Genomic DNA, 25034 nt, shown 5'->3' on the forward strand with positions numbered 1-25034 from the left:
CACCCTTACTGTTCCGCGTTGGTGGTGCCCTTGGTCAGGATGTCGTCGGCGAGCGAGATCGCGGTGCGCCGGTCGGCTTCGCCGGCGGCGGCGAAGGCCTCTTCCTGCATGCCGCGGATCCAGGGCTGATCGGCCGGCGAGGCGCGTTCGAGCGCCGCCGTCATCATCGCCAGGCCGCGAACGATCTTGCCGCTCTGGAACAGCAGGTGGCCAAGCGTCGCCTGCGCACCGGCATGGCCCTTCTCGGCGGCAAGCTGGAACCAGCGCCCGGCCTGCTTGACGCTGGCCTTCACCCCGCCCTCGCCCTTCAGGAACATCTGCCCCATCTCGAACTGGGCGTTCGGATTGCGGTAGTTGGCGGCGGCGCGCATGTAATATTCCTGTGCCGCCACCTCGTTCTCGGTGACCGGGCTGCCAGGAATGCCTTTGCGCAGGTAATCGCCGAGCGCGACCAGCGCGTCGGAGACGTAGCTTTCCTCGGGCGAACCGGGCTCGACGTCCTGGTCGACGATCTCCGAGAAGAACTTGAACGCTTCATAGTCGTCGCGCGCCACGCCGTCGCCCTCGGCATACATGCGGGCAAGCTTCCAGGTGGCGCCGATCTGGCCGTTTTCGGCGGCGTATTTATAGGCCTCCGCGGCCTGTTCCTTGTGGCCGTTCTTGTAGGCGGAGAAGCCGAACTGGAACACCGCCCAGGGGCTAGATTGCGGCTTCACGCCGGTCTTGTCGTCGAACACCTTGTCGTCGAAGGCCAAAGCCTGGCCCACGGCGCCAAAGATCGCAAACGCGACCAGTGCCGGAAGGACAGATGACCTCAACAACTCTGGTGTTGACTTCAACAACTCAGATATCCGCATAGCAGTGTGTTTCTTTCGCACCGCCCGGATGGGTGACCGCGCCGTCGCGGGCGGAACCTACCGTCTGTGCGTATTTCCAAATCGCGCCCGACTGATAGTCGGTCGTGCGCGCCTTCCATGTCTTTGCCCGCGCCGCCAGTTCGGCCTCGGTCAGCGCCACTTCGATCGTGCCATTCACCGCGTCGATCGAGATCACGTCGCCATCCCGGATGAGACCGATCGGGCCGCCAACCGCCGCTTCGGGGCCGACATGGCCGATGCAGAAGCCGCGTGTCGCGCCCGAGAAGCGGCCGTCGGTGATCAGCGCCACCTTGCCGCCCATGCCCTGGCCATAGAGTGCTGCCGTCGTCGACAGCATCTCGCGCATGCCCGGCCCACCGCGCGGCCCTTCGTAGCGGATGACGAGAACCTCGCCTTCCCGGTAATTGCGATGCGTCACCGCCTCGAAACATTCCTCTTCCGAATCGAAGCAGCGCGCCGGGCCGGAGAATTTCAACTCCGTCATGCCCGCGACCTTCACGATCGCGCCTTCGGGGGCAAGGTTTCCCTTCAACCCCACGACACCGCCGGTTTGGGTAATGGGTCTGTTGGCCGGGCGGACCACATCCTGGTGTTCATTCCAGGAAACATGCTCCATATTTTCGGCCAAAGTGCGGCCAGTGACCGTCAGGCAATCGCCGTGCAGATAGCCATGGTCGAGCAGCGTCTTCATCAACAGCGGAATGCCGCCGGCCTCGAACATGTCCTTGGCGACATATTTGCCGCCAGGCTTGAGATCGGCGATGTAAGGCGTCTTCTCGAAAATCCTGGCCACGTCGAACAGGTCGAACTTTATCCCCGCTTCATGCGCGATCGCCGGCAGATGCAGGGCCGCATTGGTCGAGCCGCCGGTGGCCGAGACCACGGTCGCGGCATTCTCCAGCGCCTTCAACGTGACGATGTCGCGCGGCCGGATGTTTTTCGCGATCAGTTCCATGATTTTTTCGCCGGACGCGAAATTGAAGCGGTCGCGCATTTCATAAGGCGCGGGCGCTCCGCAGGAATAGGGCAGCGCCAGGCCGATCGCCTCGGCGACGGTCGCCATGGTGTTAGCGGTGAACTGGGCGCCGCAGGAGCCGGCCGAGGGACACGCGACCTGTTCGATCTCGAGCAGTTCGGCATCATCGATCGTACCGACCGAGTGCTGGCCGACAGCCTCGAACACGTCCTGCACGGTGATCTGCCGGCCGCGATAGCTGCCGGGCAGGATCGAGCCGCCATAGATGAAGATCGACGGCACGTTGAGGCGCACCATGGCCATCATCATGCCGGGCAACGACTTGTCGCAGCCGGCCAAGCCGACCAGCGCGTCGTAGCAATGGCCGCGCATGGTGAGTTCGACCGAATCTGCGATGACCTCGCGCGACACCAGCGACGATTTCATGCCCTGGTGGCCCATGGCGATGCCGTCGGTGACGGTGATGGTGCAGAATTCGCGCGGCGTGCCGTTTGCGGCGGCGACGCCCTTCTTGACCACTTGCGCTTGGCGCATCAGCGAGATGTTGCAAGGGGCCGCCTCGTTCCAGCAGGACGCGACGCCGACCAGCGGCTGCGCGATCTCGGCCGCGGACAGCCCCATGGCATAGAGATAGGAGCGATGCGGCGCACGCGCCGGACCGACGGTCACATAACGGCTAGGGAGCTTGGCCTTGGAAATGACTTTGGCGTCCATTCTCTTCCTTGCCCCATCTTCCCTGCAAATGGGGCGGTGCGGCCTCTCCCATCGCCGAGCCTTTTGGCGCGTGTCCCGAGACAAGATCGAGGTGCGCCGGGTTTATGGCGGGAAATGGGCAATTTCCTCGGCCCGGCTTCTAGCTCAGGGGTTGTTCAGAACGTGTTGCCAAAACGTCACAATCGCACGAGGCGGCAACGGTGTCGCCTATATGCAACGTAGCTTGGATACCAGGCGCACCGGCGATGCCGGCTCAAACGGAAAAGGCCGGGCAATGCCCGGCCTTTATGCCGTATTTCCGACGACTTAGAATTTGATCTTGACGCCGCCGGTAAGCGCTGCAACCAAATCGTTGCCGAAGTCGTAGCGGACGTCCGTACCAGCGACGTAGCCATTACTATCGGAGACTTCTCCAGAGTGACCGCTGGTCAGCACACCGAGAGCCCCGCCGAGCTTGAATTCGATATTCGGCTTCGGCGTATAGGCAACACCGCCGCCGAAAGTCCAAGTGTCCGTCTGGTCACCATAGCCACGCGAGGTGCCCCGATCCCATGCGATCTGGACCGCACCGCTCCACTGCTCGTTGAACTGGTGACCGATACCGCCACTAATTGTCCAGCCGTCGCGATACATCAGATCGAGCGAGGTTAGCCTAACAGGGCTTGGGGAAACCGATGTACAGGGTGCGACACCCTTGCTTGCCGTCGAGCAGATCGGAACACTTTGCAGCACGCTCCAGTTGACCCACTTGATCGAACCAAAAGCGAGCCAACCAGGAGCGATGCCGGACTGAAGCTTCAACTCCACCGAATCCGGCATCTTCGCCGAACCGTAAATGTCGGTCACCGCAGAAGAGCCGGGGGGCAGAAAAGCCGCGATCGGAGCCAGGGACGTCGTATCGAGCGTACCCGAAATATTGTCGAGCTTGACCTGGGAATTGTAAACCAGACTGGCACGCAAAGCGATATCGGGAATTTCGTAGGCAATACCGGCTCGCCATCCCCAACCGTCTGCCTTCAGATCGACGCGCCCGACGAAATTGGCGGGAACGGGGAAGGCGCCCGACAGGTCAGGAACACCGCCGATATAGCTTGTCTTAAAGCCATAGACTTCTTGATAAAAAGCGCCGCCGATAAAGCGCAGTTGGCCCTTGCCGACGTCCATCTTGTAGGAGCAGGTGCCGGAGTAATTGTTGCTCTTGATGCTGGTTTCGATATTGGAATATGAGCCGTTCCAAATGCCCGGATTCGAACTCGCGCCCCATGGCTGCGAGTAGTCAAGCAGGCAGTCCACCCCATGACCGAGTGAAGCCTTGACGCCGAAGTAGGGGACCCAATAGTCCTCGGTGTTGCGGGTCGAGCTGTTGCCGCTGAGCGGAGCCGGGTTTCCCGATGTGTCGACCGCGTTCTTTAGTTTGCGGTGCGGTGAGACATAGGTCGCGTCGGTGTCCACGGCAAACGGCGCCGGATCGAACAGCAGATCGATGTCGTAGCCGCCGCGCTCGATGCCACCGGCATGCGCTGAGTTGAGCGCCGTCCCGAGCAAAGCCAGTGAAAAGCACCCTGCCCCCAGCAGCGCTTTCAGACGCAAATTGTCCATGAATCTCTCCCCGAAATCGAGCACAACCCAAGCAAGAACCAATTTGCATGGGTTCCGCAACAACGATTTCAAGAGGCGTACATGTACGTATTTTTTTAGAGTTACGTTCCGACGCGCTGAACGTCCATGCGGTTAGGCTTGAGATACCCGTCTGCGCTCAAGGCATCCGCGAAACCCCGAAAAACGGCCAAAATACCTCGGGAACGCAGTCTCTGATGGCCAAATGCGCCCACTGTTACATTACGGCAACAATGCGGCAAAAACTTCCGTTTACGTCAAGATCACTCTAGTTAAGCAACTGCTTTTGGAACGACGGCGCAACCGAAAAAGAAAAGGCCGAGCAATGCCCGGCCTTTCCATCGCAGATAAAAATGGTTTTACCACTTGATAGCGTAACCGAGATTAACCGCGACGGCGTAGCCAGCTTTGACAGCCTGGTTGCCTGACACTCCCGGGATTTCGGCATACTGGGTTTCGGCCGCCGAGGTCAGATAGCTGAAGCCGACACCGCCCCGCAACTCGCCGCCCATCCCGTCCTTGTACGAGCCGCCGACGCCGAGCGTATAAGTGTCGCTGGTGAGATCCCAACCAGTTCCAACACCTTGGTCCCAAGTCAGGCTCACAATTCCGGAGAGACGATCCGTGAACGCGTGGCCAACGCCGCCGGTTATCGTCCACCCGTCTTTCCAATTATACGTATCGATCGTGTTGGTTATCGGAGAATTGACGATCAGCGCCTTCTGAACACTCCAATCCATCCATTTGGCGGAACCGAAAGCCAACCAGCCAGGCGCGATACCCGACTGGAGTTTAAATTCAACGCTCTGGGGCAGATTACCAGTACCAGTAGCAGGGGCGGCGGTTTCCAGGTTGTTGGCGGCAGCGAAATTGGCTTGTGTTAGCGCCGCTGCCGCTTGCTGGGCCAGTGCGGCGCCAAGCACGGGATTGCCACTTCCGAACGCGGCAATAGCTGCAGCCTGGAGTTGCTTTGCCTGCGCTCCCAGCAACGCCGCGGTCGGCACCGAAAGGCTGCCATCGGCGCCGTAGCTGGTTCCAGATCGGTACATCACTTGGGCGCGAAGAGCTATTTCTGGAATCTCGTACGCCACCCCAATACGGTAACCAAAGTCCTGCCCCGACAACTCAAGATTTGCATTTGGGAGCGCAACATTGAACGGAGGAAGCGTCCCCAGCGCGTTGACGCGGTTGTAGTCAAGAGTTTCCGCGAATCCGCCGCCGAGGAGCCAAAGATTGCCTCGCCCTAGATCGAATTTAACGCCGCATGTCAGCGCCTTTTCATTGGTAGTGAAGTCCTCGGCAAGCTTGCCGCTGACCTTCGGGAAGTCGTAAGTGGTCGAACCGCCATTGTTGTCGACCATCGTCCCCGCGCAACGGAAATTGTCAGTCAGGTTGAACTTCACAGCCGCCGACGGGATGACGTAGTCGTCCGTGTATTCGGTGCCGACAAGTGCCGGGTTTGGATTCTTGGTGAATTCACGATGCGGCGAAACATACGTCACGCCAGCGCGCATATTGAAATTGCCATCCTCGAAAAGAATATCGGTGTCAGCCGAGCCGCGCGAGAAGCCGCCGGCATGCGCCGTCCCGATCAAAGCCAGCGAAAAGCACCCCGCCCCCAGCAGTGCTTTCAAACGCAAAGTGTTCATGGATGTCCTCCCCCGAATAACCAGTGCATCAAGCTAGAACCAATTCGGGTTAACGGTGCAACAACGAATTCAGAGGCGTACATGTACATGTTCGCCAAACGCATTTTTGACAAAATGCGACGCAGCGCCAGAACGCTTAAAATCGCCTAGCGAAGCTTGTGGCGGCCCGAAAAGCGAGAGAAAACGACTAAAATGGCTCAAAAAATAGCCGTTTTTGAGGGGCTACCGCCCCATTGTTACATTATGGCAACAATGGGGCTAAAAGTTTCCGTTTACGTCAATATTAACGCAAGGGAATGCCCGTCTTCGAGGCAGGTGACGCATGGGAATCCCCTCCGGCGTCACGGCGAATCTTGCCTTTCAACCGGCGTCGCGGACCCTGGTCAGCGCCACCGAAAGCTTGTCCTGCGCATCGCGGTATTCGGCGAGCTTCTCGCGTTCGGCCTCGACGATCTCGGCCGGCGCGCTGGCGACGAATCTTTCGTTGGACAGCTTCTTGTGCAGGCGTGCGATCTCTTCGGTGACCTTGGCCAGTTCCTTCTGCAGTCGTGAGGCCTCGGCGGCGAGATCGATCAGGCTGCCGAGCGGCAGGCAGATCGTCGCCTCGTTGAGCACGATCTGCGCCGAGCCCTTGGGTGCGGCATCGGCGAGCGAGATGTCGCCGACACGCGCCAGGCGCTTGATCGCAGACTCTTCGCGCGCCAGCCGTTCACGCGTCACGGCGTTGGCGCCGACGACGACCAGCGGCGCTATTGCGCCCGGCGGCACGTTCATCTCCGAGCGTACCGAGCGGATGCCGGAGACGAGATCGACCAGCCAGTTGATGTCGGCGGCCGCGGCCGCGTCCTCGAAGTCCGGCGAAGGCCACGCCGCATGGCATAGCAGCGACTCACGCTCCTTGCCCTCGCCCGCCGTCTGCGCCCACAGCTCTTCCGTCATGAACGGCATCATCGGGTGCAAGAGCTTGTAGATCTCGTCGAGCACGAAGGCGACGCAGGCGCGGCTTTCGGCCTTGGCCGCCTCGTCCGTGCCCATGAACACCGGCTTCAGCAGTTCCAGGTACCAATCGCAGAACAGGTTCCAGACGAAGCGATAGGCAGCGCCCGCCGCCTCGTTGAAGCGGTATGAGGTGATGCCGTCGGTGACCTCGCGCGCCGCGCGCGTCAGCTCGGTCAGGATCCATCGGTTGACCGCCAGCTTGGCGTCGTTCAGCCAGAAATCGTCGTTGCGGGCGACTTCGTTCATCTCGGCGAAGCGGGTCGCGTTCCACAGCTTGGTGCCGAAATTGCGGTAGCCGGCGATGCGCGCCGGATCGAGCTTCACGTCGCGCCCCTGCGCCGCCATCACGGCCAGCGTGAAGCGCAGCGCATCGGCGCCATATTCGTCGATGAGGTCGAGCGGATCGACGACGTTGCCTTTCGACTTCGACATCTTCTGCCCGTTCTTGTCGCGCACCAGCGCGTGCATATAGACCGTGTGGAACGGCTCCTCATCCATGAAGTGCAGGCCCATCATCATCATGCGGGCGACCCAGAAGAAGATCAGGTCGAAGCCGGTCACCAGTACGTCGGTCTGGTAGTAGGTCTTCAGCTCCGGCGTCTGGTCCGGCCAGCCCAGCGTCGAGAATGGCCACAGCGCCGACGAGAACCAGGTGTCGAGCACGTCCTCGTCCCGGGTCAGGATCTCACCCGGCTTGTAGTTCTCGAGCTTGTCCTCGACCCAGGCCTTCCACGGCCCTTCCAGCGCCAGATAATATTCTATCGCCGCGCTCAAAGCCTCCTCTTCGGTCTTCTCGACGAAGACGCGCCCGTCCGGCCCGTACCATGCGGGTATCTGATGACCCCACCAAAGCTGGCGCGAGATGCACCAAGGTTCGATATTTTCCATCCACTGAAAGTACGTCTTCTCCCAGTTGCCCGGTATGATCTTGGTGCGGCCTTCGCGCACCGAGGCGATCGCCGGCTTGGCGAGTTCGGCAGCGTTTGCATACCACTGCTCGGTCAGGAACGGCTCGATCGGCACGCCGCCGCGATCGCCATGCGGCACGGCGTGGCGATGCGGCTCGACCTTGTCGAGGAAGCCGCCGGCCTCCATCAGTTCGACGATCTTCTTGCGCGCGGCGAAACGGTCGAGCCCGTCGAGTTCGTCCCAGACCGCCAGGCGTTCGGGCGTCATATCGAGGCCGGCGAGAAAATCCTCATTATCCTTGAGCTTGATGGCGGCTTCGACGGTCAGGATGTTGATCGCCGGCAGCTTGTGGCGCCTGCCGACCTCGAAATCGTTGAAATCATGCGCCGGCGTGATCTTGACCGCGCCCGAACCCTTTTCAGGGTCGGAATACTCGTCCGCCACGACAGGGATCTTTCTGCCGACGATCGGCAGCACCACGTTCTTGCCGACCAGATGCTGGAAGCGTTCATCATCCGGATGCACGGCGACCGCGGTGTCGCCCAGCATCGTCTCGGGGCGCGTCGTCGCCACGATGATGAAGGTTTTCGGGTTCTCCGGGTCGAACGCCACGCCCTCGATCGGATAACGGAAGTGCCAGAGATTGCCGTTGACCTCCTGCTGCTCCACCTCGAGATCGGAAATCGCGGTCAGCAGTTTCGGGTCCCAGTTCACAAGGCGCTTGTCCTTGTAGATCAGGCCCTCCTTGTAGAGCGTGACGAACACTTCGAGCACGGCCTTGGACAGGCCCTCGTCCATGGTGAAGCGTTCGCGCGACCAGTCGGCCGAGGCTCCGAGCCGCTTCAGCTGGTTGAAGATGGCGCCGCCGGATTCGGCCTTCCACTCCCACACTTTCTCGATGAACTGTTCGCGCGTCAGGTCGCGGCGGTGGATCTGCTTTTCCATCAGCTGGCGCTCGACCACCATCTGCGTGGCGATGCCGGCATGGTCCATGCCCGGCTGCCACAGCACGTTCTTGCCGCGCATGCGCTCGAAGCGCACCAAAATGTCCTGCAGCGTGTTGTTGAGCGCGTGGCCCATATGCAGCGAGCCGGTGACGTTGGGCGGCGGGATGACGATGGTGAAGGCCTCGGCGCCCTCCTCGGCGCCGGCGCCGGCGCGAAACGCGTCGGCCTCTTCCCACACCTTGGCGATCTTCGGCTCGACGGTCTTTGCGTCGTAGGTCTTTTCAAGCATGGGGAAACGGTCCGCGCTGTCGGGATTTGCTGGTTCGGTGTAAATCGGAAGGCCTCGGCCAAGTCAACCGCAAGGGCGGACCCGGTTCACCACAAGCAGATAGGCGCGGCCTTGTCCTTTTCAACGGAAGGTCGTGTGAGCGCCGCTCGCGCCTTGACCACCGGCATCACGGCAATACCGTGCCGGCGCTGCTGGAGATCGCATCGGCTTCAGGAAAGCGCCGATCGAGGGCGGCGCTTTGATTCCGGAATGGGCTGTGATCCTTACTGCGCCCCGCGCGCGACGCGCTCGATCTCCTCGCGCACCAGTCTTTCGACCAGCGTCGGCAGATTGTTGTCCAGCCAGTCCTGCAGCATCGGCCGCAGCATCTCTTCGGCCATCTCGTCGAATGTCTTCTTGCTGCGACTGGCAAACGCGTCGGACAGCTCACCGAAGGCAGCGGCCACCTGCCGGCCCGTGTGCTCGGAAAGGATTGCGGCGCGGACCGCGGGCGCTTCACTTGCCGCACGCACCTCGGAGGTGCCTGCCGGAGCACCGCTTGAAGAAGGCCGCTCGAAAGCAGGCTCCGCCACCGGTTCATCCGCTGGCGCCTCGGGTTGGCCAACCGGCTTGCGGACGCTCCTGTCCGGCATCGCCTTCGCCTGCTCGCCAACCGAGGCGATCTCGCGCCGCCAATCGGCGACGATGGCATCGCTCGTCGCACTGGCCTCGGGGACCTCAACCTGCGGGACCATTGGCGCATCCGTCCTGACGGCAGGCACCGGCTCCGCAGCGATCCTGGCGCTGACCTCGGCAAGCGTCATCGACGGCTTGACCGGGGCTGCATCGGTACGCGACACCGATTCCATGCGTGCGATCACCGGCTCGGGCGATGGCGCCCGCACTTCGCCAAGCGTGACCGGTACTTCCGCCAGCGCGGCCGGCTTCCTGACTTCGGGGGCGGCCTGCAACTCGGCGCGAAACGCGTCGACGTCGTTGGTTACCGCCGCGCCCGATGCCGGCTCCAGGTCCTGGCGCAGCTCATCGGCCTCGCCCGGCTTGCGGCCGTTGTCGCTATCCTCGATGATCCTCCTGATGGAAGCCAGTATCTCTTCCATGGAAGGTTCGCGCTGTGCGCTGCTTGCCGTCGCCATCGTCACATCCGCCGCCCTTGTGACCTCAGTAGTCTTCCGCTCCGGCAAAAAGCCGGATTCGAATCATGGCCACAGCGTAACCGACGGATCGCCGCACGAGAATCCCCAATCTGGGGACATGTGGGATTTCAACAGATTAGAGCAATTCCGCGAAAAGCGTGAAACGGCTTTCCCGGGAAAAGCGCATAGCGCTTTCCCGTGGGAATTGCGCCAAACAGGGAGATAGAGCGTGAAGCCGAAAAAGCGGGACAGTTTTTCGAAATATCCCGCTCAACCAAGAGGGTCGCAATGCGACCCGGCGGAGCCTAGAGCAATTCCCAAGGGAAAAGCGCCTAGCGCTTTTCCCTTGGGAATTGCGTAAAAACAAAGAGATAGAGCGGTTCGCCGTTTCCGTGAAACGGTGAAATTCTCTAGCGGCCGTCCGGGGTGCGCAGGCCGATCCACTTGTCCTTGACGGCGTTGTAGTGCTCCTCGGGCTTGTACTTCGCCACCTGCAAGGCGAGCCGGTCGATCGACAGGCGCCCCATGGCCGACAGGATGGCATAGCTCGCCACCACCACGTCGTGCTCGGAATTGGCCTGGTTGATCTTGGCGGTGATGACCGCAGCCTGCGCGTTCAGCACGTCGAGTGTCGTGCGCTGGCCGACATTGCGCTCTTCAATGACGCCATTCAGCGCCAGTTGCGCGGCGTCGATCACCTGCTTGTTGGCGGAGACGCTCTGCTGGGCGGCGGTGTATTGCGACCATGCCGTGGCGACGGCCTGACGCACCTGGTCGCGGCTGACGTCGACCTGGATACGGGCTTGGCCGAGCGATTCCTTGCTCTGCCGCACGAGCGCAGAGGTCCGGCCTCCCGAATAGATCGGAATGGTCAGCGTCGCGCCGATATTGGCCGAGGTCGAATTGCCGTTGGAGCCGGTGACGTCGGGAATGGATTTGCGATAATCTTGCGAAATGCCGGCCGAAGCCGACAGCTGCGGCAACAGCGCGCCCTCGGACGATTTCACCGAGAACGCGGCAGCGTCGACAAGATGCTGGGTGGCGAGAATGGCCGGATGTTCATTCGACCCGATGGCAATCGCCGCGTCGAGGCTCGACGGCAGCAGCCTGCCCAATGGCGAAGCCGGCTTCAACTTGCCCGGCTCGTCGCCGACCACCTGGTGATAGGTCGCGGCACTGGCCAACGCCTGCGCACGGGCGGCGCTGAGCGAGGCCACCGCCGAGGCACGCGACGCGTCGGCCTGGGCAACGTCGGTGCGCGTGCCCTCGCCAACCTCGAAGCGCGAGCGCGCCGCACGCGCCTGCTCGGTCAGGAACTGCAGGTTCTGTTCGGTCAGCACCGCGATCTGCCGGTCGCGAATCACGTCCATATAGGCCGTGGCCGCGCTGAACAGGGTGTTCTCCTCGGTGTTGCGCAGGCTTTCGACCGATGCCTTGACCTGGGATTCGGCCGCGGCCACGTTGTTCCTGGTCTGGAAGCCGTCGAACAGCGACTGGTTGATCTGAATGCCGTAGCTGCCGGACGTCAGCTTCGAGTTGCTGCCGCCATTTGCCCGGCGCGTGTTCGTATAATCGATGTTGGCCGAGCCCGTAACCGTCGGGCGCCAGCCCGACTTGGCGATGGCCACGCCTTCGTCGGTGACTCGCACGCCGGCGCGGGATGCATTCAGCGTGGAGTTGTACTGATAGGCCTTGGCGAGCGCGCCGGAGATGGTTTCCGCCGAGGCGGTCAGCGAAGAAAGCGCTGTCGCGGAGGCAAGGACAGCGGCAAAAAGGGTCTTGGATACAGACGGCACGGTATATCCCTCATTCGTTTTCCACGGGAACCGCGCCACGCCGGTTTCTCCCTGGAGCAACCGGCGTGGCGTGTTTCATGTTCCCCGTCGCTCAGCCCAAAGTGCCCCCAGTTTGGGATTTGCAACGATTGTTCAAATGCAAGCGACCATGACAAAGCCTCTGCTGCAAGGCCAAATCATTCAGAATTCAAAAGCATGCTCACGTTCGAACCCGGGTAGTGGCTTAATTGCCGCATTAAATGCCCTTCTCCCGGTTACAACCCCCCCGGCCTTGAAAAAGAGTCGCGCCACGCCGGAATTGCCCTGCCCTTCGACGGCGACCAGGCGTCCACCTTCGGCGAGCTGGTCGAGCAGCGATTCCGGCACTTTCTCGATGCTGCCGCCGATGAAGATGACGTTGTAGGGTGCCTTGGCCGCATGGCCCTGCGCCAGCGCCCCTTGGACCACGGTCACATTGCCGCAGCCCAGCGAGGAAAGCGTCGACCTGGCGGTTTCGGCCAGCGCCGGGTCGCTTTCGAGCGCCACCACCGACTTCGCCAGCCGAGACAGGAGGGCCGAGGCATAGCCGGTGCCGCAGCCGACATCGAGCGCCGAATCGGCAGCGCTGATTTCAGCCAGCTGCATCAGCTTGGCCAGCGGCGAGGCTTCCATCAGGTAGCGTGCGCCACCGGCCCCGGTGGCGATACGGATGTCTTCGTCGATATAGGCAAGCTCACGCTGGGCGGCGCCGACAAAATCCTCGCGTGGGACCGAAAGCATCGCGTCGAGCAGCGGCGCGCTGGTCACGTCGGTGGTGCGAACCTGACCATCGACCATCTTGACGCGGAGTTCGGAAAAATCAGCGTTCATGTCCCAACCAATCCGCTTGCCGCGCCAAACCGCGGTTCATTACGATCGGAACTTCAGGCCCCGGCGCTGGCGCGCGGGAGCCTGGGGCATTGGAGGCCTCGCCCGGAATCGAACCGGGGTGCAAGGATTTGCAGTCCTCTGCGTAACCACTCCGCCACGAGGCCTCATTGCTCCCGGCGTTCCACCCGGTTCCAATAGGTTGCGGCGAAAATGGCGTCAAGCGGCCACCACGCATTCCGCGCGGTTTCCTCTGCATGAATTTGCCTCTCCATATCGAGCATCGCGGCCACAATGGTCGCGACGCACATTAGCAACGCGTTAGGTATATCAGCAGATTGCGAGAAACTCCACGCCCCCGCCGCCGTTGAGGAACGAGGAGGACTGCGCCATGCGGCCGGCAATCCGGAACAATGGAACGAGCGCCTGGGACGGCTTGTCGCGATCAGCATGCGAGGAGCTGCTGCGTTACGCCATCGAGTGCATCGCAATAGAAGGCACCAGCCGGCTTTCGCCGCGTGATCGCGCGCGCCTCGCATCGGCCGCCGCTGTTCTCAAGGAAATCCGCGAGGACCTGGAAAGAAGCGCGGAGAGCAAACCGGATCCACGAAAATCCGGAACCCGAACAAAAGCATAGCTGACAGGCGATCGAGGGCGCGGCTGACGCCCGGCCGCTCAATCCGGCCGTCGCCGCCGCTCCCACCAGATGACGAAGCGGCGACGGTGGCGGCGCACCATGGCAAATTCATAGGAGAGCACCAGCAATCCGAGCGGCACCATCCAGAAGCCGAGAATCGGCAGGAAGCCGAGAATGCCGCCAATCGTCAAAAGCACGCCGATCGTGATTCTGAGCCCGCGCGATTGCGGCATGGTGAACTCGCGCCCGAACACCGAGATCTTTCGTGCCGGTATCCGGTTTTCGTCTGCTGCCGTCATCGCGAATGGCTGTCCCGTCTGTGCCTCGACAATACCTGTTTACGAAAGCCGCGACCACCATTTCGGTTCCGCGCCGATCGCCAAGACGGCTAATATGAGGGCGGCCGCCGCCGATTGCGAGAAACGCCTGAGCGAAAAAGTCTCGGAAAAATACGAAATGCTTCTTTGCAAAGCGGAAAAGGGTTTGCTATAGGCTGCGCCACTTGCTGAAGAGCCTCTGTTCCCCGGTAGCTCAGTGGTAGAGCAACCGGCTGTTAACCGGTTGGTCGCTGGTTCGAATCCGGCCCGGGGAGCCAACAATTCCAAGCACTTAGCTTATAGACTGCCCTTCGGTTCCTTCAGCCAAAACTCCATCTGGGCTACAAACTCGCGGCGCCGGCCGCGACCTCTGGGGCGTTTCTGCCGGTAGGGAATGCCATGGACGCCATGTCCGCCATCGGCAAGATTCTCAAGGAAGCTCGATCCAGGCTGCTCATCGTCGACCCTTATCTGGATGAGACGATTCTGACCGACTTCGCTCCAATGGGCGCCGAAGGCGTGAAGATCGATCTTTTATGCGACGGCGCCTCTGTGAAGGCCACACTGGCGCCGGCTGTTAGACGATGGTCAGCCCAATATGACGCCAAGCGCCCGATCAAGGCGCGAACCACGGGCGCCCGACTGCTGCATGATCGACTTATTATCGTCGATGACGCCAAGGTCTGGAATGTGAGTCAGTCATTCAAGGATCTGGCAGCGAGATCCCCAGCGTCGATAACAGTGGTGCCGGCCGAAGTCGCAGTGCTTAAGATTCCGGCCTACATCGACATGTGGAAGCCGCCGCTCCACTCTGAGCCCACCACCGTGAGCCAGCGGGCCATCTCTAGATGCGCGTAGTGCCATTCTCCCCACCACCAAAATGTCGTATCGGCGGCGGCCGATCGTCGCTTCGCCCTTGATCTGATCGACAGCCCACCTCAACGATTCCGACCAGTGCGCGAACAAACCCAGCCATATCGTTTGCCGTGATGGCTGCCTCGTCGGGACTTTGCCCAATGTGCTCGGCGGCTTTGCAACATGACAGCCGGATGAGATCGTAGTGTAAATCCCTTTCATCCTCTGGCAACGCCGCTAATTTCATGGCTCGGCGATGAATCAACCGCAGCAATTGTTCGAGAGCTGTTCCGACACTCATGCGCTTGCTCCGCATTGGTCGAGCGTCCCCGGCGCTACAGGCGCGCGTTGGTACGTCGTATACCAGTCCTCCGTGCGGAAGGCTGCATCAGAAGCCGTTAATATATCGTGTATTGCTAATATAAGACACTTCGCAAGAAGCCGCCCCCTGCCCTAGGCCCGAGCGGGCGCCCGGCGTCTCCTCGAAATGGTTCGTGTGCAGCGCCATGTCAGCAGCATGAAAAAGCCCGCCACCATTGGCAGCGGGCCTAAAGCCTGTACGCAAAGTCATCAACGGTAATAGTTACAACTGTATGCAAAATGCTCCACTAACACCTGAAGCAAACAGAGCCGCCCGCGCTGTCCTGAGGTGGTCAGTTCGCGACCTTGCCGAGAAAGCTGGTATCGCATTCACGACGGTTCATCGCTACGAACAGACCGGAAATGCGAGCGAGACCACGAAGGCAAAGATCGTCGCGGCGTACGCTACGCACAATGTTGACATCACGAATGGCGAAGGCACCGGAGCTAGGCTGCGGACGACATGACCATTTTCTATCACTTCACGTCGGCCGATGCTCTCTTCGGCATAGGGCTTCACGGGCTTATGGCACGTCCAGCCTTTCGCCATGACGCCTAGCGCTCTCAGCCAAGGATCATTTGAGCTAGTACAATCGTGAGAAGCATTGATGCCGGAACGGCGATGAGACAATACGCCTCAACGATCCTGTTTTGCCGCTTGTCCATTTGGGTGCCTCCTCGACCCGCACCTTGTCGCCGATCTCCGTTAGCGAGCGCCTATGTCCGAAGGCAGGCTCGTCGAGAAAGGCCCCCGCCTTTAACAGCTCTCGACGAGCCGTGCGCCGCTTTACCCCCGGACAGCACAACGCTCTCGCAGTCTGCTTCGAGCGTCAAGCGACTGTTCCGTTCGCATGTTCGTTCGCGCGATCAGGTTGCCCCAATGTCACATTCGGTGGACGCGTACGATCTTGCCAGATCTTGCCAGCCCGCCCTGCCGGTGGCCATCTTATCGTTTGAACGTCGGCTTCCAGTCGCTGTTGAGCTTCGCGTGTGGCTTTCGTAGTCAGGAACAGATGTGAAGAACACCGGCCGGCGATCACGGCCATCAGCTTCGCATGCCGAGCAGATGAACAATCCGGCAAGATCCTGATGCATTGACCCGTGATCCGGTCCGAGCCGGTCAATCGGCACTTGGATGTCGAGGCGGGTCGACCTGCAGCACATAGGGTGCTCACAGGTGACATAGACTGTTTCGCGGGCGGCCAGGGTGTCGGCGAGGGTCTTCTGAGGCAAGGCGATCTCCGTTGAAGGGTTCGCCGCAACGGGAGGATTATATTCCTGCTTCAGCCTCGCCTAGCACTACCTTGAGGTTGCGCGATAGAGTCCAAGGGTGTGAATTTGGACCCATCCGCGCAAAAGAATGACCAAAGCGGAGCGCTCCTTGCATTTTAGCTAAATTGGCTATGGAAGTGGTTCATGAATTTCCGAGCGGGGGCTCATGATCACAGACCTTTTCCTCACTGGCGTCGCAGCATTTTCAATGCTTGTCCCGCTCTACTTCATCCTCAAGTGAGGTGGAGCGGTCTGGTCTATTGCCTATCCCTGAAATCCAGCAGCTTGGCATGGCGCAGCTTCTCCTCGCCCTTCAGGAACCGCACCCGGCCGACTAGACCAGGTTTCAGCCATTCGGCCTTGTCGCTCTTGAGCCTTGCAGACGCCGGTCCGCCTATCTTGCCTTGGACGTGGTCCCAAAGGCGCTGCCGCTTGTCTGCCTTGGCCAGGCCCGCCTCATTGATGGTGATCGCCTCGCCATCGATGATGAAGTCTTCCGCCTCGATCGCCGCCGCTTCGCCTGCGAGCTGGATGTAGCGGCCCGTCCAGTCGTAGCCGTTCTTGGTGATCAGCCGGATGCCGTCTTTGTCCTTGATGACCTGGGTGCGGTAGCCATCAAACTTGATCTCGTGGAGCCAGTCATCGCCCTGCGGTGGCGTATCGACCAGTTCGGGCTCCATCGGATGGATAAACTTCAAACGCATGAAACTGACTCGCGAATCGCGACCCAATTAGGATGCGCTTAATTAGTTCCGGAAAATTTTAACGAATCGTTGACCGCGCTGTCCCATTCTAGGACGGCGCGGTCAAACCCCAACCGGGCTGCGCAGGCGGCTCCGGCACTCAAGCGCCCGCCCCCATGTCGGAGCCGCCACTGCACACCAAATTACCATCGATGGTTGAATCAACCGTTACCGCACGAGCTTTCCAGTGTGCGTTCCTGATCATTAGACTTTGACGGAACGGAGGGTTCCGGAACATTTTAGACGAACTGAAAGTTCGATGGGGATGACGAAGCTATCGGACCTCGGCCCGCCGACCCCCGGAAAGTTGCACGGCGGCGCAGACATCCGGAAGAGCAGCATAGCGGCAGCGACGCCACCTTCGTGGCGCCGCCATCATTGTCGAAATCAAGCCGCGATCCCGCCGCGGCCGGAATTCATGCCGCCCATCCAGGGGAGCGGAGCAAGCGGCTCTTGCAGGATTTTGACGGATCTTGCGAACCCAGCAACAGCATCGCGCGCGACCGACAGTGAAACCTGGCCGTCGTAAGCACGCTGGCAGGCCCGGAAGGCGGTTTCGAAAATCGGGCCCCGCCGCTCCCGTGGCCAATCATGCAAGAAATCGAAAGCGTCTTCGAGACATCCCAGTTCTTGAATGAACTGGCCATTGATTACCAATACCGGTTGATCGAACATCCTATCGCCCATCTAGACCTCCTTTCGGTTGAGCGAACCAGTTTGCTGAATCGGCTCGTCACGCGGCTGCGTGCTCAGGCGCCGCGAACACGCCACCATCTCCGCGTCTGGGCGGGACCGCGACATACGCGGGAACCGGCGGCGGATCATCATCGTCATCTCGCCAGGGATACCGCAGCCAGCTGCGCCTGGCTTTGTCGCGACGCCGATCTGAGGATCGGCCGCCGCTCTCCCGCGCCCTGGAAACCGGCGGCTTGCCTTCAATTTCGTCCAACTGGTTGAGAGCACGAAGGATATCGCCGACCTTCACGATGACGCCGTTTTCCAATTGACGTAAGGCAGGCCTGCCCGGAACCGCATGGACATCGGAAGCCCAGTAAGCGAGCAAAGCCCGTTTTGCGCCGATCGTCATCTCCTCTTTCAGCACGTCATCAGGTGTCTGCAGCGCAGCGTATTCAGCGGCGAGGTTTTTCGGTTCATGATAATCGTAAGCTTCGGATTTCATCTCCATTCTCCGCAATCTGTGCCTCCCGGCAGAGCCGGGAGGCAGACAACAAACTGGATTGCAGGGTCAAGCTACTTCGCGCTCCGGTTCTGCGTTCAGCTTGATGGCTTCCTTCTTGTCGGATTTCTTGAGGGGAAGCCCTTTGGCTTCGGAGCTGATCTCGATGCGCCGGGGCTTGAGTTCTTCGGGCACTTCGCGGACCAGGTCCACCGACAGCAGGCCATTCTGGAGATTGGCTGCCTTGACCTTGACGTGGTCTGCAAGTTTGAAAACCTGCTTGAAGTTGCCTATCGCCAGACCGCGATGGAGGATTTCCCGATTTTCCTGATCAGGTTTCCTCTGTCCGGTCACGGACAATTCGGGTCCGTTCTGCACAAGCTCTACTTCGTCGAGACCGAAGCCGGCGACAGCCATCGTAATGCGATAGTCATTGTCGCCATTCTTCTCGATGTTGTAAGGGGGCCAGTCCGAACGCACGCTGTTTTCGAGCATGTCGAAGAGTCGGTCGAAACCGACCGTCGTGCGGTAAAGGGGGGCATAATCAAAGCTTCTCATAGCCATATCCTCCGTGAAGCAACATGGGGTTATGAGGCCGCCGCAGCGTCGCCGCGACGCCATTTTGTCGAGCCGTAGCCTCGACGGAAAACGATCTGGGAATCGCGTTTTTTCCCTTCAAGAGGTCGTTGCGAAAATTTTTTCGGAACAGCACCAACGATCCTTCCCTGGCGGTACGAGACCGCTGCTATGAGAACTGTGTCGTAATCCTAGCGACTCCATGCGTGACGTTGCGAGTGCGTGGATCATGGGCCGGCCCGCCGTTACTCGATCGCATCACCCTCAACTCAAGTACAATGCTTGTACGCACCCCGCCGCCGGGTGATAGATGTGGCGATTCAGGGAGGAATCATGCGCAAGATCCTGGCATCGGCACTGCTACTCACAGCTGCATCGTTTGCAACGAATGCCCTGGCACTCGACAGCAGCGGCACGCCTGTCGTGGTCACGCCGCTGGCTTCGCGCACCACCACCGCATCCGGGCAGCCGATCACGCTGCCGCAGAAGAGCGTGCAGGTGCTGGTGTCGACCTATGACATCGCGCCGGGCGCGACCTTGCCGGTGCACCGGCACCCCTTCCCGCGCTACGCCTATGTCGAGGCCGGGACGCTGAAGGTCACCAATGTCGAGACCGGCAACAGCAACACCTACAAGACGGGCGATTTCATCATCGAAATGATCGGCCAATGGCATCAGGCCACCAACATCGGCGATGGCCCGGTCAAGCTGCTGGTGATCGATCAGGTCGAGGAAGGCGCCAAGAATACGGAATTGCGCCAGTAGCCAAGGCGATGCCTGTGCCCTGAAGGCGGGAACGCGAGCGCCGCCCGCCTTTCCGCGCGGTCGCCGACAGTCGGCTTGCCCCAAGCGCTTGACCCAGCGCTCAGCCCCAGGAGCCGACCATCTGTCGTGTCGTCGCGTTCAGCCGGTTGAAAGCGTTGATCAGGGCGATCTGGACAACGAGCGCGGCAAGCGCCTTTTCGTCATAGTGGCGGGCGGCTTCGTCCCAGACATCGTCCGGCACGGCGTCCGGGCGATCGGCGAGCCTTGTGCCGGCCTCCGCCAGCGCGAGGGCCGCGCGTTCGGCATCGGTGAAGTATGGCGTCTCCCGCCATGCCGCCAGCGCAAAGATGCGCTCGTCCTTCTCGCCGGCCTTCTTCAGTTCGCGCGCATGCATGTCGACGCATAGGCTGCAGGCATTGATCTGGCTGGCGCGCAGATGGATCAGCTTGCGCGTCACATAGGGCACGTCGGCCGCCTCGGTCGACTTGTCCAGCGCCAGCAACGCCTGCAGGGCGCCTGGGATAAGCATCACCGGGTTCTTGATTCTCGCTTGCATGGTCTTCTCCTTTGAAAACATGTTTTGGCAGGGCGTGTTTTGCCGAGCCCGGGAGCGGAGCCTCCGGCGCGAACTGTTGCGATCGGCAGCAGTGCCGACCGGTCTGGTCGATGAAAGCTCGGCCGTCAGCCTTGCTTCGCGGCCACCTGCTCCAGCCGTTCCAGAATACGCGGCCAGCCGCTTCCCATGCCGACATATCCGCGCCCGTCGGCGGGCCGGAACCCCGAATGCTCCATCCGCACCCGGGTCGCAGCACCCTCGGGCGTGAGCGACCAGGTCACCACGGTCTTCAGCCCGCTGTCGGATTCGCTTCCGTCGCCCCAGCTATAGGCAAGCAGGCGCGGCGCCTCGACTTTCAACACCACGCAGTTCGTCACCCCAGACCAGCCCGGCACCGGTGCTGCCCGGAAGGTGAAGCGATGCCCCTCCTGCGCCGCGAAATCGTTCTGCATGAGCCACTCGGCAACGAGTTCAGGCACGGTCAGTGCGCGCCATATCTTCTCCGCCGAATGCGGAATCAGCCGCTCGACGACGATCGATTTGGTTTGTGTCATGCCTCGTTCCTCCTTGCCGTGTTCGCGCTGCTCAGGCAAAATCAATAACTCACCAGCTATGAATTAACCCATAACCTCGCAGTTATACAACTGTCAAGCCGGCAAATGCCCGCCTGGTCCAAATGACGGCCTGCCGTTCACGCTTTCGCGCCGGCCGCCCGGGTGCTAGGGCTTTTCGCGACATCATGGACTGGATCATCCCTTGACCGCTGAAACTCGCCCACCGCTGATCGAAATCTGTGTCGAAGGCATCGATGGCCTGCTTGCCGCGCAGGCGGCCGGGGCCGACCGGGTCGAACTGTGCGCCAGCCTTGTCGAAGGCGGCATCACGCCGAGTCTCGGCACGGTGCGCGCGGCGCTGGACCAGGCCACCGTGCCGTTTCACGTCATGGTGCGGCCGCGCGGCGGCGATTTTCTCTACAGCGAGACCGAATACCGCTCGATGCTCGCCGATGTAGCAGCACTCCGCGACCTCGGCGTGCCCGGCGTCGTGTATGGCTGCCTGAACGCCGATGGCACCATCGATGAACGGCGCATGGGCGAATTGACCGAGGCAGCAGGTCCGCTGAACGTCACTTGTCACCGCGCCTTCGACATGACGCGCGATCCCAGCGAGGCGCTGGATGCGCTGATACGCTGCAAGGTCGGCCGCGTGCTGACCAGCGGCCAGCGCGACACCGCCATCGAAGGCCTGCCGTTGCTGGCGGATCTGGTGCGACAGGCCGGTGACCGGATCATCATCCTTGGTTGCGGCGGGCTCGATCTCGGCAACATCGCCGAGGTGCGCGCAAAGACCGGGCTGGCGGAAATGCATTTCGCCGCCCTCAAGGACGTGCCGAGCGCCATGCGCTACCGCAATCCAAGGGTTGGCATGGGCGGCTCCGATCTCGACCGTGAGTATCGCAACATTTTGACCGACACACCGCTGGTGGCGGCAACGATCGCGGCGGCCAAGGCATGACCTCCGCGATCAGCCGCATATCACAAGGCGACGAAGCCTCTATCCTCGCCCTCAACAACGAGCATGCCGCCGAACTGTCGTGGCTCGAAGCCGAGCGGCTGTCCTTCCTGCTCGGCGAAGCGTTTTACACCAGGCGCATCGGCGATCTCGAAGCCTTCATCATGACCTTCGACCAGGACGCCAGCTACGACAGCCCGAATTTTGTCTGGTTCCGCGAACGCTACGAACGCTTCGTCTATGTCGACCGTGTCGTGGTGGCCGCGCATGCGAGGGGCCGTGGCCACGCGCGCCTGCTTTATCAGGATCTGTTCGACCACGCCCGGCGCGCCGGCCACACGCTGGTCACCTGCGAGGTCAACAGCGACCCGCCCAACCCCGCCTCTGACGCCTTCCACGCCGCGCTCGGCTTCGCCGAAGTCGGCGACGCGGTGATCCATGGCGGCAAGAAGGCAGTGCGCTATTACGCGCGGAAATTGGCCGCGGCGGCCTAGCGGGTCAGGCCAGGACGGGTCAGCCCGGCAGCCCAACGACCTTCAAGGCCATGTCGCGCCGAACCATCTCCACGTCGGCCGGCATGACCTCGTTTCCCGGATCGGGCGTGATGGATTTGGTCGAAAGCAGATCGATCTTTGGACCACCCCGCTGTGCGAGGCTTGCCTTGAGAGCCGATATCTTGGCAAACGACTTCACGATGTTGGCCGCGACCACCGGGTTCCTGCGGGCTTCAGCCATGAGGATGTCGATGACCTTTTCGGGTAGGTCGGCATCCGGGTTCTTATGGTTCGAGAAGATCAGAATATCATCTCCCGCCTCGACGGCGCGCACAACCGCGCCACCGAACGAATAGCTCTTTTCCACGGCGTTCATTTGCAGGTCGTCCGAAAAGACGACGCCTTCGAAGCCAAGGTCTTTGCGCAGCAGGCCAGTAACGATCGCCGATGAGAGCGAGGCTGGCCCCACGGCTTCCCCCTTTTGCAGGGCGCGGTCGTAGAGATGGCCCACCATGACCGAGTCCGCGTAGCCCGCATTGATCAGTTTGCGAAACGGAATCAGTTCCTGGCTCGACCAGGTGCCGGATACGTCCGCCAGCCCCTTGTGGCTATCGGTCGAGCTCGAGCCGTGCCCGGGAAAATGCTTGAGCGTGGTTACGACACCCGCATCACGATGTGCCCTTACGAAGGCCGCGCCATATTGGGCGACGATTTCCGGGTTCGCGGAAAAGCTCCTGCCCAACTTCCCGATAATGGGATTGGCGGGATTCACATTCAGGTCCGCCACCGGACCGAAATTGAGGTTGAAGCCCCATTCGTGCAAATCCGTCGCGAGCCTGGAGTAGAGTTCGTACGCGCCGCGAGGCGAGAACTTGCTGGCGACATCGACGGCGGCCGGAACCTCGTGAAATCCGTTGCCAGCCGTCAATCTTGCAATTGCCCCTCCCTCCTCATCGACGGAAATGAAGGGCGGCAACTTCCGATTGGCGGCCAGAAACGCCGCGTTCATCGCCGCCACGTGCGTTCTGTCGCTGACGTTGTCAGAAAGATACATGATCCCCCCGATGCTGCCGTCGGCGATCTCTTGCCTGACCGCGACCACCGACGCCGCGTCGGCCGAGACTCCATTGAAGCCGACCAGGATCATCTGGCCAATCATCACGCGGAGACTCGAATCGTCGACCCTTCGCGAAGCGGCCGTCTTGGAGTCGGACGTCTTGGCATCGGCTTTCACCTGAGCCGCCTGCGGACCCGCGACGGCCACCGAAGTCATCAGCAGCGCCGAAAAAAACCCGGTTACCAGCTTGATGGAGAACACCCGTGAATCTCCCGTTTGACGGTTTCCCCGCAATCAATACGTCGAGGTCGCTAACCGACGGTTAACCATGACAGCTGCCGCGACCGAAACCGCAAGGTCAGTACCGTGCGGCCGTGTCGTAGACGCCGTCGGCCCTGACGACCATATCGGCCCGCCTGCCCGACACGATGCCCCGCTCCGTCTTTTGACTGTATGTGGGCAACGTCGCAGCGAACGTCTTGATCCAACAGCTTTTGCTTTTGCCGAACGGCACATAGGAGAAGGCGCGACAGGATTGATCCGATTTGCACATCAGCAGGCAGTCGTCATACGAGGATGCCCTGGCGGAGTAATTGTCGCCGCCCAAAAGGTCGGCCTTCACGAAGATTTCCCATTCGGCCCTGAATGTCGGAGCCTGGTCCCGTCTTTCGCTTTCAAAGAAATAGCCTGCCTGAGCACCCGACATTATCTGGGCGTAGGAAAATTCCGACTTGGGAAAACAACGGTTCTTTGCACTGTTGTAGGTGAAGAGTTTGCAGGAAAGGTTGGCGGCACAAGTCTGCGCGCACTGATCCAGCGACGCCGATTCAAGACCTTTCGAGTACAGGTCTCCACCATAAAAATCCACGTTCGAATATGTCGCCAGATACCAGTGCCGGGGCGGTGCCGGCGTTGTCGAAGGAATGTTGTATTGCGGCGACTGAAGCGAAGCCTGGCTCGCCGGTGGCGGCTGGCTGGATTGCTGTTCCCCTGTCTGCTGGCGTTGCCTTTCGCGCTCTTGCAGTTCGGCGAGCCTTGCCTCGGCGTATTTCCCATACACGGTATCGCCGTGCGCCTGGATAAAGGTCCGCAGAATTGCCGGACTTTCAAGGTTTTCGATCGCCGCCCATTCCGTCGCTGCCGGGTCGACCGGAATTGCAGCCGGGACCGTCACCGGCGGATCGTCCCCCTTTGGCTTTTCGACGAGGGAAACGGCCGACCGCGACTGAACCAGGAAAATATCTTCGCTGGGCAGCAACCCATAGGTGGTGGGCTCCTGGACGTTGTTGGTGGCCTTCAGCACATCATCCCTGATCTTCCTCAGCATCTTGTCGACATCGAGATCGGCCTGCGGGAGATATTTGAGCAACGCCTGACTGTAAGGGCTGTTGCGGCCCGATCCGTCGCTGGCGACGGTTCCGTCGCGCGCTGAATAGAAAACGATCGTGCTGCCCTTGGGTTCGATGGGCGACAACCCCCGTCCGATCGAACGCGTCGCGTCCGACAGGCGCATGCGGTTGGCGAAAGGGTTGTTTCGGCAAGCGTCGAGAAAGACCAGTCTCAGGGAGTGCGCCCGGCTTACCGCGTCCACCACCATATCGAGCGGCACGGTCTGAAAATTGACGTCCAGGTCGCTTTCCAGCTTGGCATCGGTCGGAAGCAGGAAATTGTGCTTGTCGACTTCGATGCCGTGCCCTGCGAAGAACACCACGGCCATATCGGCCTGAGCGGCGTCGTGCGAAAACGCACCAAGCGCCTGCCTCATCTGATCGAAGGTGACATCGGTCGCTTTTCGCACCGAAAACCCGACGCCCTCAAGGGCCGCGGCGACGTCGTCGGCATCGTTCTTCGGATTGGGGAGCAGGCCAACATGGTCATAATTCGAATTGCCGATGACCAGGGCCACCTTGTCGGCGGCCAATGACGGCAAGGCAAACAGGATGCACCACAGCATCAGCCC

General features: G+C 61.0%; 23 protein-coding genes and 2 tRNA genes. 6 read left to right on the forward strand and 19 right to left on the reverse strand.

Features of this window, described 5'->3' with window-relative positions; translation table 11 throughout:
• Window positions 1-5: 5 nt before the first annotated feature.
• The 9 genes from FJ978_RS21555 to FJ978_RS21595 form a co-directional block, all read right to left on the reverse strand.
• On the reverse strand, window positions 6-857 hold the full coding sequence (locus tag FJ978_RS21555; protein WP_013895091.1) for a tetratricopeptide repeat protein: 852 nt from the start codon (window positions 855-857) through the stop codon (window positions 6-8).
• Window positions 844-2568, reverse strand: a complete 1725-nt coding sequence (ilvD, locus tag FJ978_RS21560; RefSeq protein WP_140573804.1) for a dihydroxy-acid dehydratase — start codon at window positions 2566-2568, stop codon at window positions 844-846. Before ilvD ends, FJ978_RS21555 begins: the two co-directional genes overlap by 14 nt.
• Window positions 2569-2874: 306 nt before the next feature.
• Window positions 2875-4167 (reverse strand): OmpP1/FadL family transporter, encoded by a 1293-nt coding sequence (locus tag FJ978_RS21565; protein WP_140573806.1) that lies wholly within the window; start codon window positions 4165-4167, stop codon window positions 2875-2877.
• Window positions 4168-4544: 377 nt separating this feature from the next.
• Window positions 4545-5834, reverse strand: a complete 1290-nt coding sequence (locus FJ978_RS21570) for an outer membrane protein transport protein (protein ID WP_140573808.1) — start codon at window positions 5832-5834, stop codon at window positions 4545-4547.
• A gap of 360 nt (window positions 5835-6194) precedes the next feature.
• Window positions 6195-8978, reverse strand: a complete 2784-nt coding sequence (locus FJ978_RS21575) for a valine--tRNA ligase (protein ID WP_140573810.1) — start codon at window positions 8976-8978, stop codon at window positions 6195-6197.
• Between the two features lie 263 nt (window positions 8979-9241).
• Entirely contained in the window at window positions 9242-10111 is an 870-nt protein-coding gene (locus tag FJ978_RS21580; RefSeq protein WP_140573812.1) for a PopZ family protein, read from the reverse strand.
• Between the two features lie 410 nt (window positions 10112-10521).
• Window positions 10522-11907: a TolC family outer membrane protein gene (locus tag FJ978_RS21585; protein ID WP_013895085.1), complete on the reverse strand. Its 1386-nt coding sequence runs from the start codon at window positions 11905-11907 to the stop codon at window positions 10522-10524.
• Window positions 11908-12087: 180 nt separating this feature from the next.
• Complete coding sequence (locus FJ978_RS21590) at window positions 12088-12756, reverse strand: protein-L-isoaspartate O-methyltransferase (protein ID WP_140573814.1); 669 nt, start codon at window positions 12754-12756, stop codon at window positions 12088-12090.
• 90 nt (window positions 12757-12846) lie between these two features.
• Window positions 12847-12920, reverse strand: a tRNA-Cys gene (locus FJ978_RS21595).
• Window positions 12921-13144: 224 nt separating this feature from the next.
• Here FJ978_RS21595 and FJ978_RS32860 point away from each other — a divergent pair.
• Window positions 13145-13390, forward strand: coding sequence for a hypothetical protein (locus tag FJ978_RS32860; RefSeq protein WP_181176741.1), 246 nt, complete (start codon window positions 13145-13147; stop codon window positions 13388-13390).
• A gap of 38 nt (window positions 13391-13428) precedes the next feature.
• On the opposite strand, the gene FJ978_RS21600 is transcribed toward FJ978_RS32860, so the two are convergent.
• Complete coding sequence (locus FJ978_RS21600; protein ID WP_041164196.1) at window positions 13429-13689, reverse strand: hypothetical protein; 261 nt, start codon at window positions 13687-13689, stop codon at window positions 13429-13431.
• 221 nt (window positions 13690-13910) lie between these two features.
• Between FJ978_RS21600 and FJ978_RS21605 the strand changes: the two genes are divergently transcribed.
• Together FJ978_RS21605 and FJ978_RS21610 are read left to right on the forward strand one after the other, a co-directional pair.
• A tRNA-Asn gene (locus tag FJ978_RS21605) sits at window positions 13911-13985 on the forward strand.
• A gap of 121 nt (window positions 13986-14106) precedes the next feature.
• On the forward strand, window positions 14107-14565 hold the full coding sequence (locus FJ978_RS21610; RefSeq protein ID WP_140573816.1) for a phospholipase D-like domain-containing protein: 459 nt from the start codon (window positions 14107-14109) through the stop codon (window positions 14563-14565).
• Here FJ978_RS21610 and FJ978_RS21615 read toward each other — a convergent pair.
• From FJ978_RS21615 to FJ978_RS21635, 5 genes are all read right to left on the reverse strand, one after another.
• Complete coding sequence (locus FJ978_RS21615; protein WP_140573818.1) at window positions 14552-14863, reverse strand: hypothetical protein; 312 nt, start codon at window positions 14861-14863, stop codon at window positions 14552-14554. The two genes, FJ978_RS21610 and FJ978_RS21615, sit on opposite strands and share 14 nt — an antisense overlap.
• Before the next feature lie 1588 nt (window positions 14864-16451).
• A complete protein-coding gene (locus tag FJ978_RS21620; RefSeq protein WP_013895078.1) occupies window positions 16452-16898 on the reverse strand; it encodes an ATP-dependent DNA ligase in 447 nt (148 codons plus the stop codon).
• 426 nt (window positions 16899-17324) lie between these two features.
• Window positions 17325-17624, reverse strand: coding sequence for a DUF982 domain-containing protein (locus FJ978_RS21625; protein WP_013895077.1), 300 nt, complete (start codon window positions 17622-17624; stop codon window positions 17325-17327).
• A 46-nt stretch (window positions 17625-17670) separates the two neighbouring features.
• Window positions 17671-18117 carry a hypothetical protein gene (locus tag FJ978_RS21630; protein ID WP_140573820.1) on the reverse strand — a complete coding sequence of 149 codons (447 nt, stop codon included), beginning with the start codon at window positions 18115-18117 and terminating at the stop codon, window positions 17671-17673.
• A 66-nt stretch (window positions 18118-18183) separates the two neighbouring features.
• Window positions 18184-18672 carry an Hsp20 family protein gene (locus tag FJ978_RS21635; RefSeq protein WP_140573822.1) on the reverse strand — a complete coding sequence of 163 codons (489 nt, stop codon included), beginning with the start codon at window positions 18670-18672 and terminating at the stop codon, window positions 18184-18186.
• Between the two features lie 351 nt (window positions 18673-19023).
• Between FJ978_RS21635 and FJ978_RS21640 the strand changes: the two genes are divergently transcribed.
• Window positions 19024-19455, forward strand: a complete 432-nt coding sequence (locus FJ978_RS21640; protein ID WP_140573824.1) for a cupin domain-containing protein — start codon at window positions 19024-19026, stop codon at window positions 19453-19455.
• Window positions 19456-19555: 100 nt separating this feature from the next.
• On the opposite strand, the gene FJ978_RS21645 is transcribed toward FJ978_RS21640, so the two are convergent.
• Window positions 19556-20011: a carboxymuconolactone decarboxylase family protein gene (locus tag FJ978_RS21645; RefSeq protein WP_140573826.1), complete on the reverse strand. Its 456-nt coding sequence runs from the start codon at window positions 20009-20011 to the stop codon at window positions 19556-19558.
• 125 nt (window positions 20012-20136) lie between these two features.
• Window positions 20137-20565, reverse strand: coding sequence for an SRPBCC domain-containing protein (locus tag FJ978_RS21650; protein WP_140573828.1), 429 nt, complete (start codon window positions 20563-20565; stop codon window positions 20137-20139).
• Between the two features lie 202 nt (window positions 20566-20767).
• Here FJ978_RS21650 and FJ978_RS21655 point away from each other — a divergent pair, with 202 nt between their 5' ends.
• On the forward strand, window positions 20768-21526 hold the full coding sequence (locus FJ978_RS21655) for a copper homeostasis protein CutC (protein WP_181176742.1): 759 nt from the start codon (window positions 20768-20770) through the stop codon (window positions 21524-21526).
• Window positions 21523-22017, forward strand: a complete 495-nt coding sequence (locus FJ978_RS21660) for a GNAT family N-acetyltransferase (RefSeq protein ID WP_140573832.1) — start codon at window positions 21523-21525, stop codon at window positions 22015-22017. Before FJ978_RS21655 ends, FJ978_RS21660 begins: the two co-directional genes overlap by 4 nt.
• Window positions 22018-22036: 19 nt before the next feature.
• Here the strand turns inward: FJ978_RS21660 and FJ978_RS21665 are convergent, their stop codons facing one another.
• Both FJ978_RS21665 and FJ978_RS21670 read right to left on the reverse strand, forming a co-directional pair.
• Entirely contained in the window at window positions 22037-23335 is a 1299-nt protein-coding gene (locus tag FJ978_RS21665; RefSeq protein ID WP_140573834.1) for a glycoside hydrolase family 3 N-terminal domain-containing protein, read from the reverse strand.
• Between the two features lie 97 nt (window positions 23336-23432).
• On the reverse strand, window positions 23433-24995 hold the full coding sequence (locus FJ978_RS21670) for a caspase family protein (protein WP_181176743.1): 1563 nt from the start codon (window positions 24993-24995) through the stop codon (window positions 23433-23435).
• Window positions 24996-25034: the final 39 nt, after the last annotated feature.

The organism is Mesorhizobium sp. B1-1-7, assembly GCF_006442705.1.
GTDB classification, from domain to species: Bacteria; Pseudomonadota; Alphaproteobacteria; order Rhizobiales; family Rhizobiaceae; genus Mesorhizobium; species Mesorhizobium opportunistum.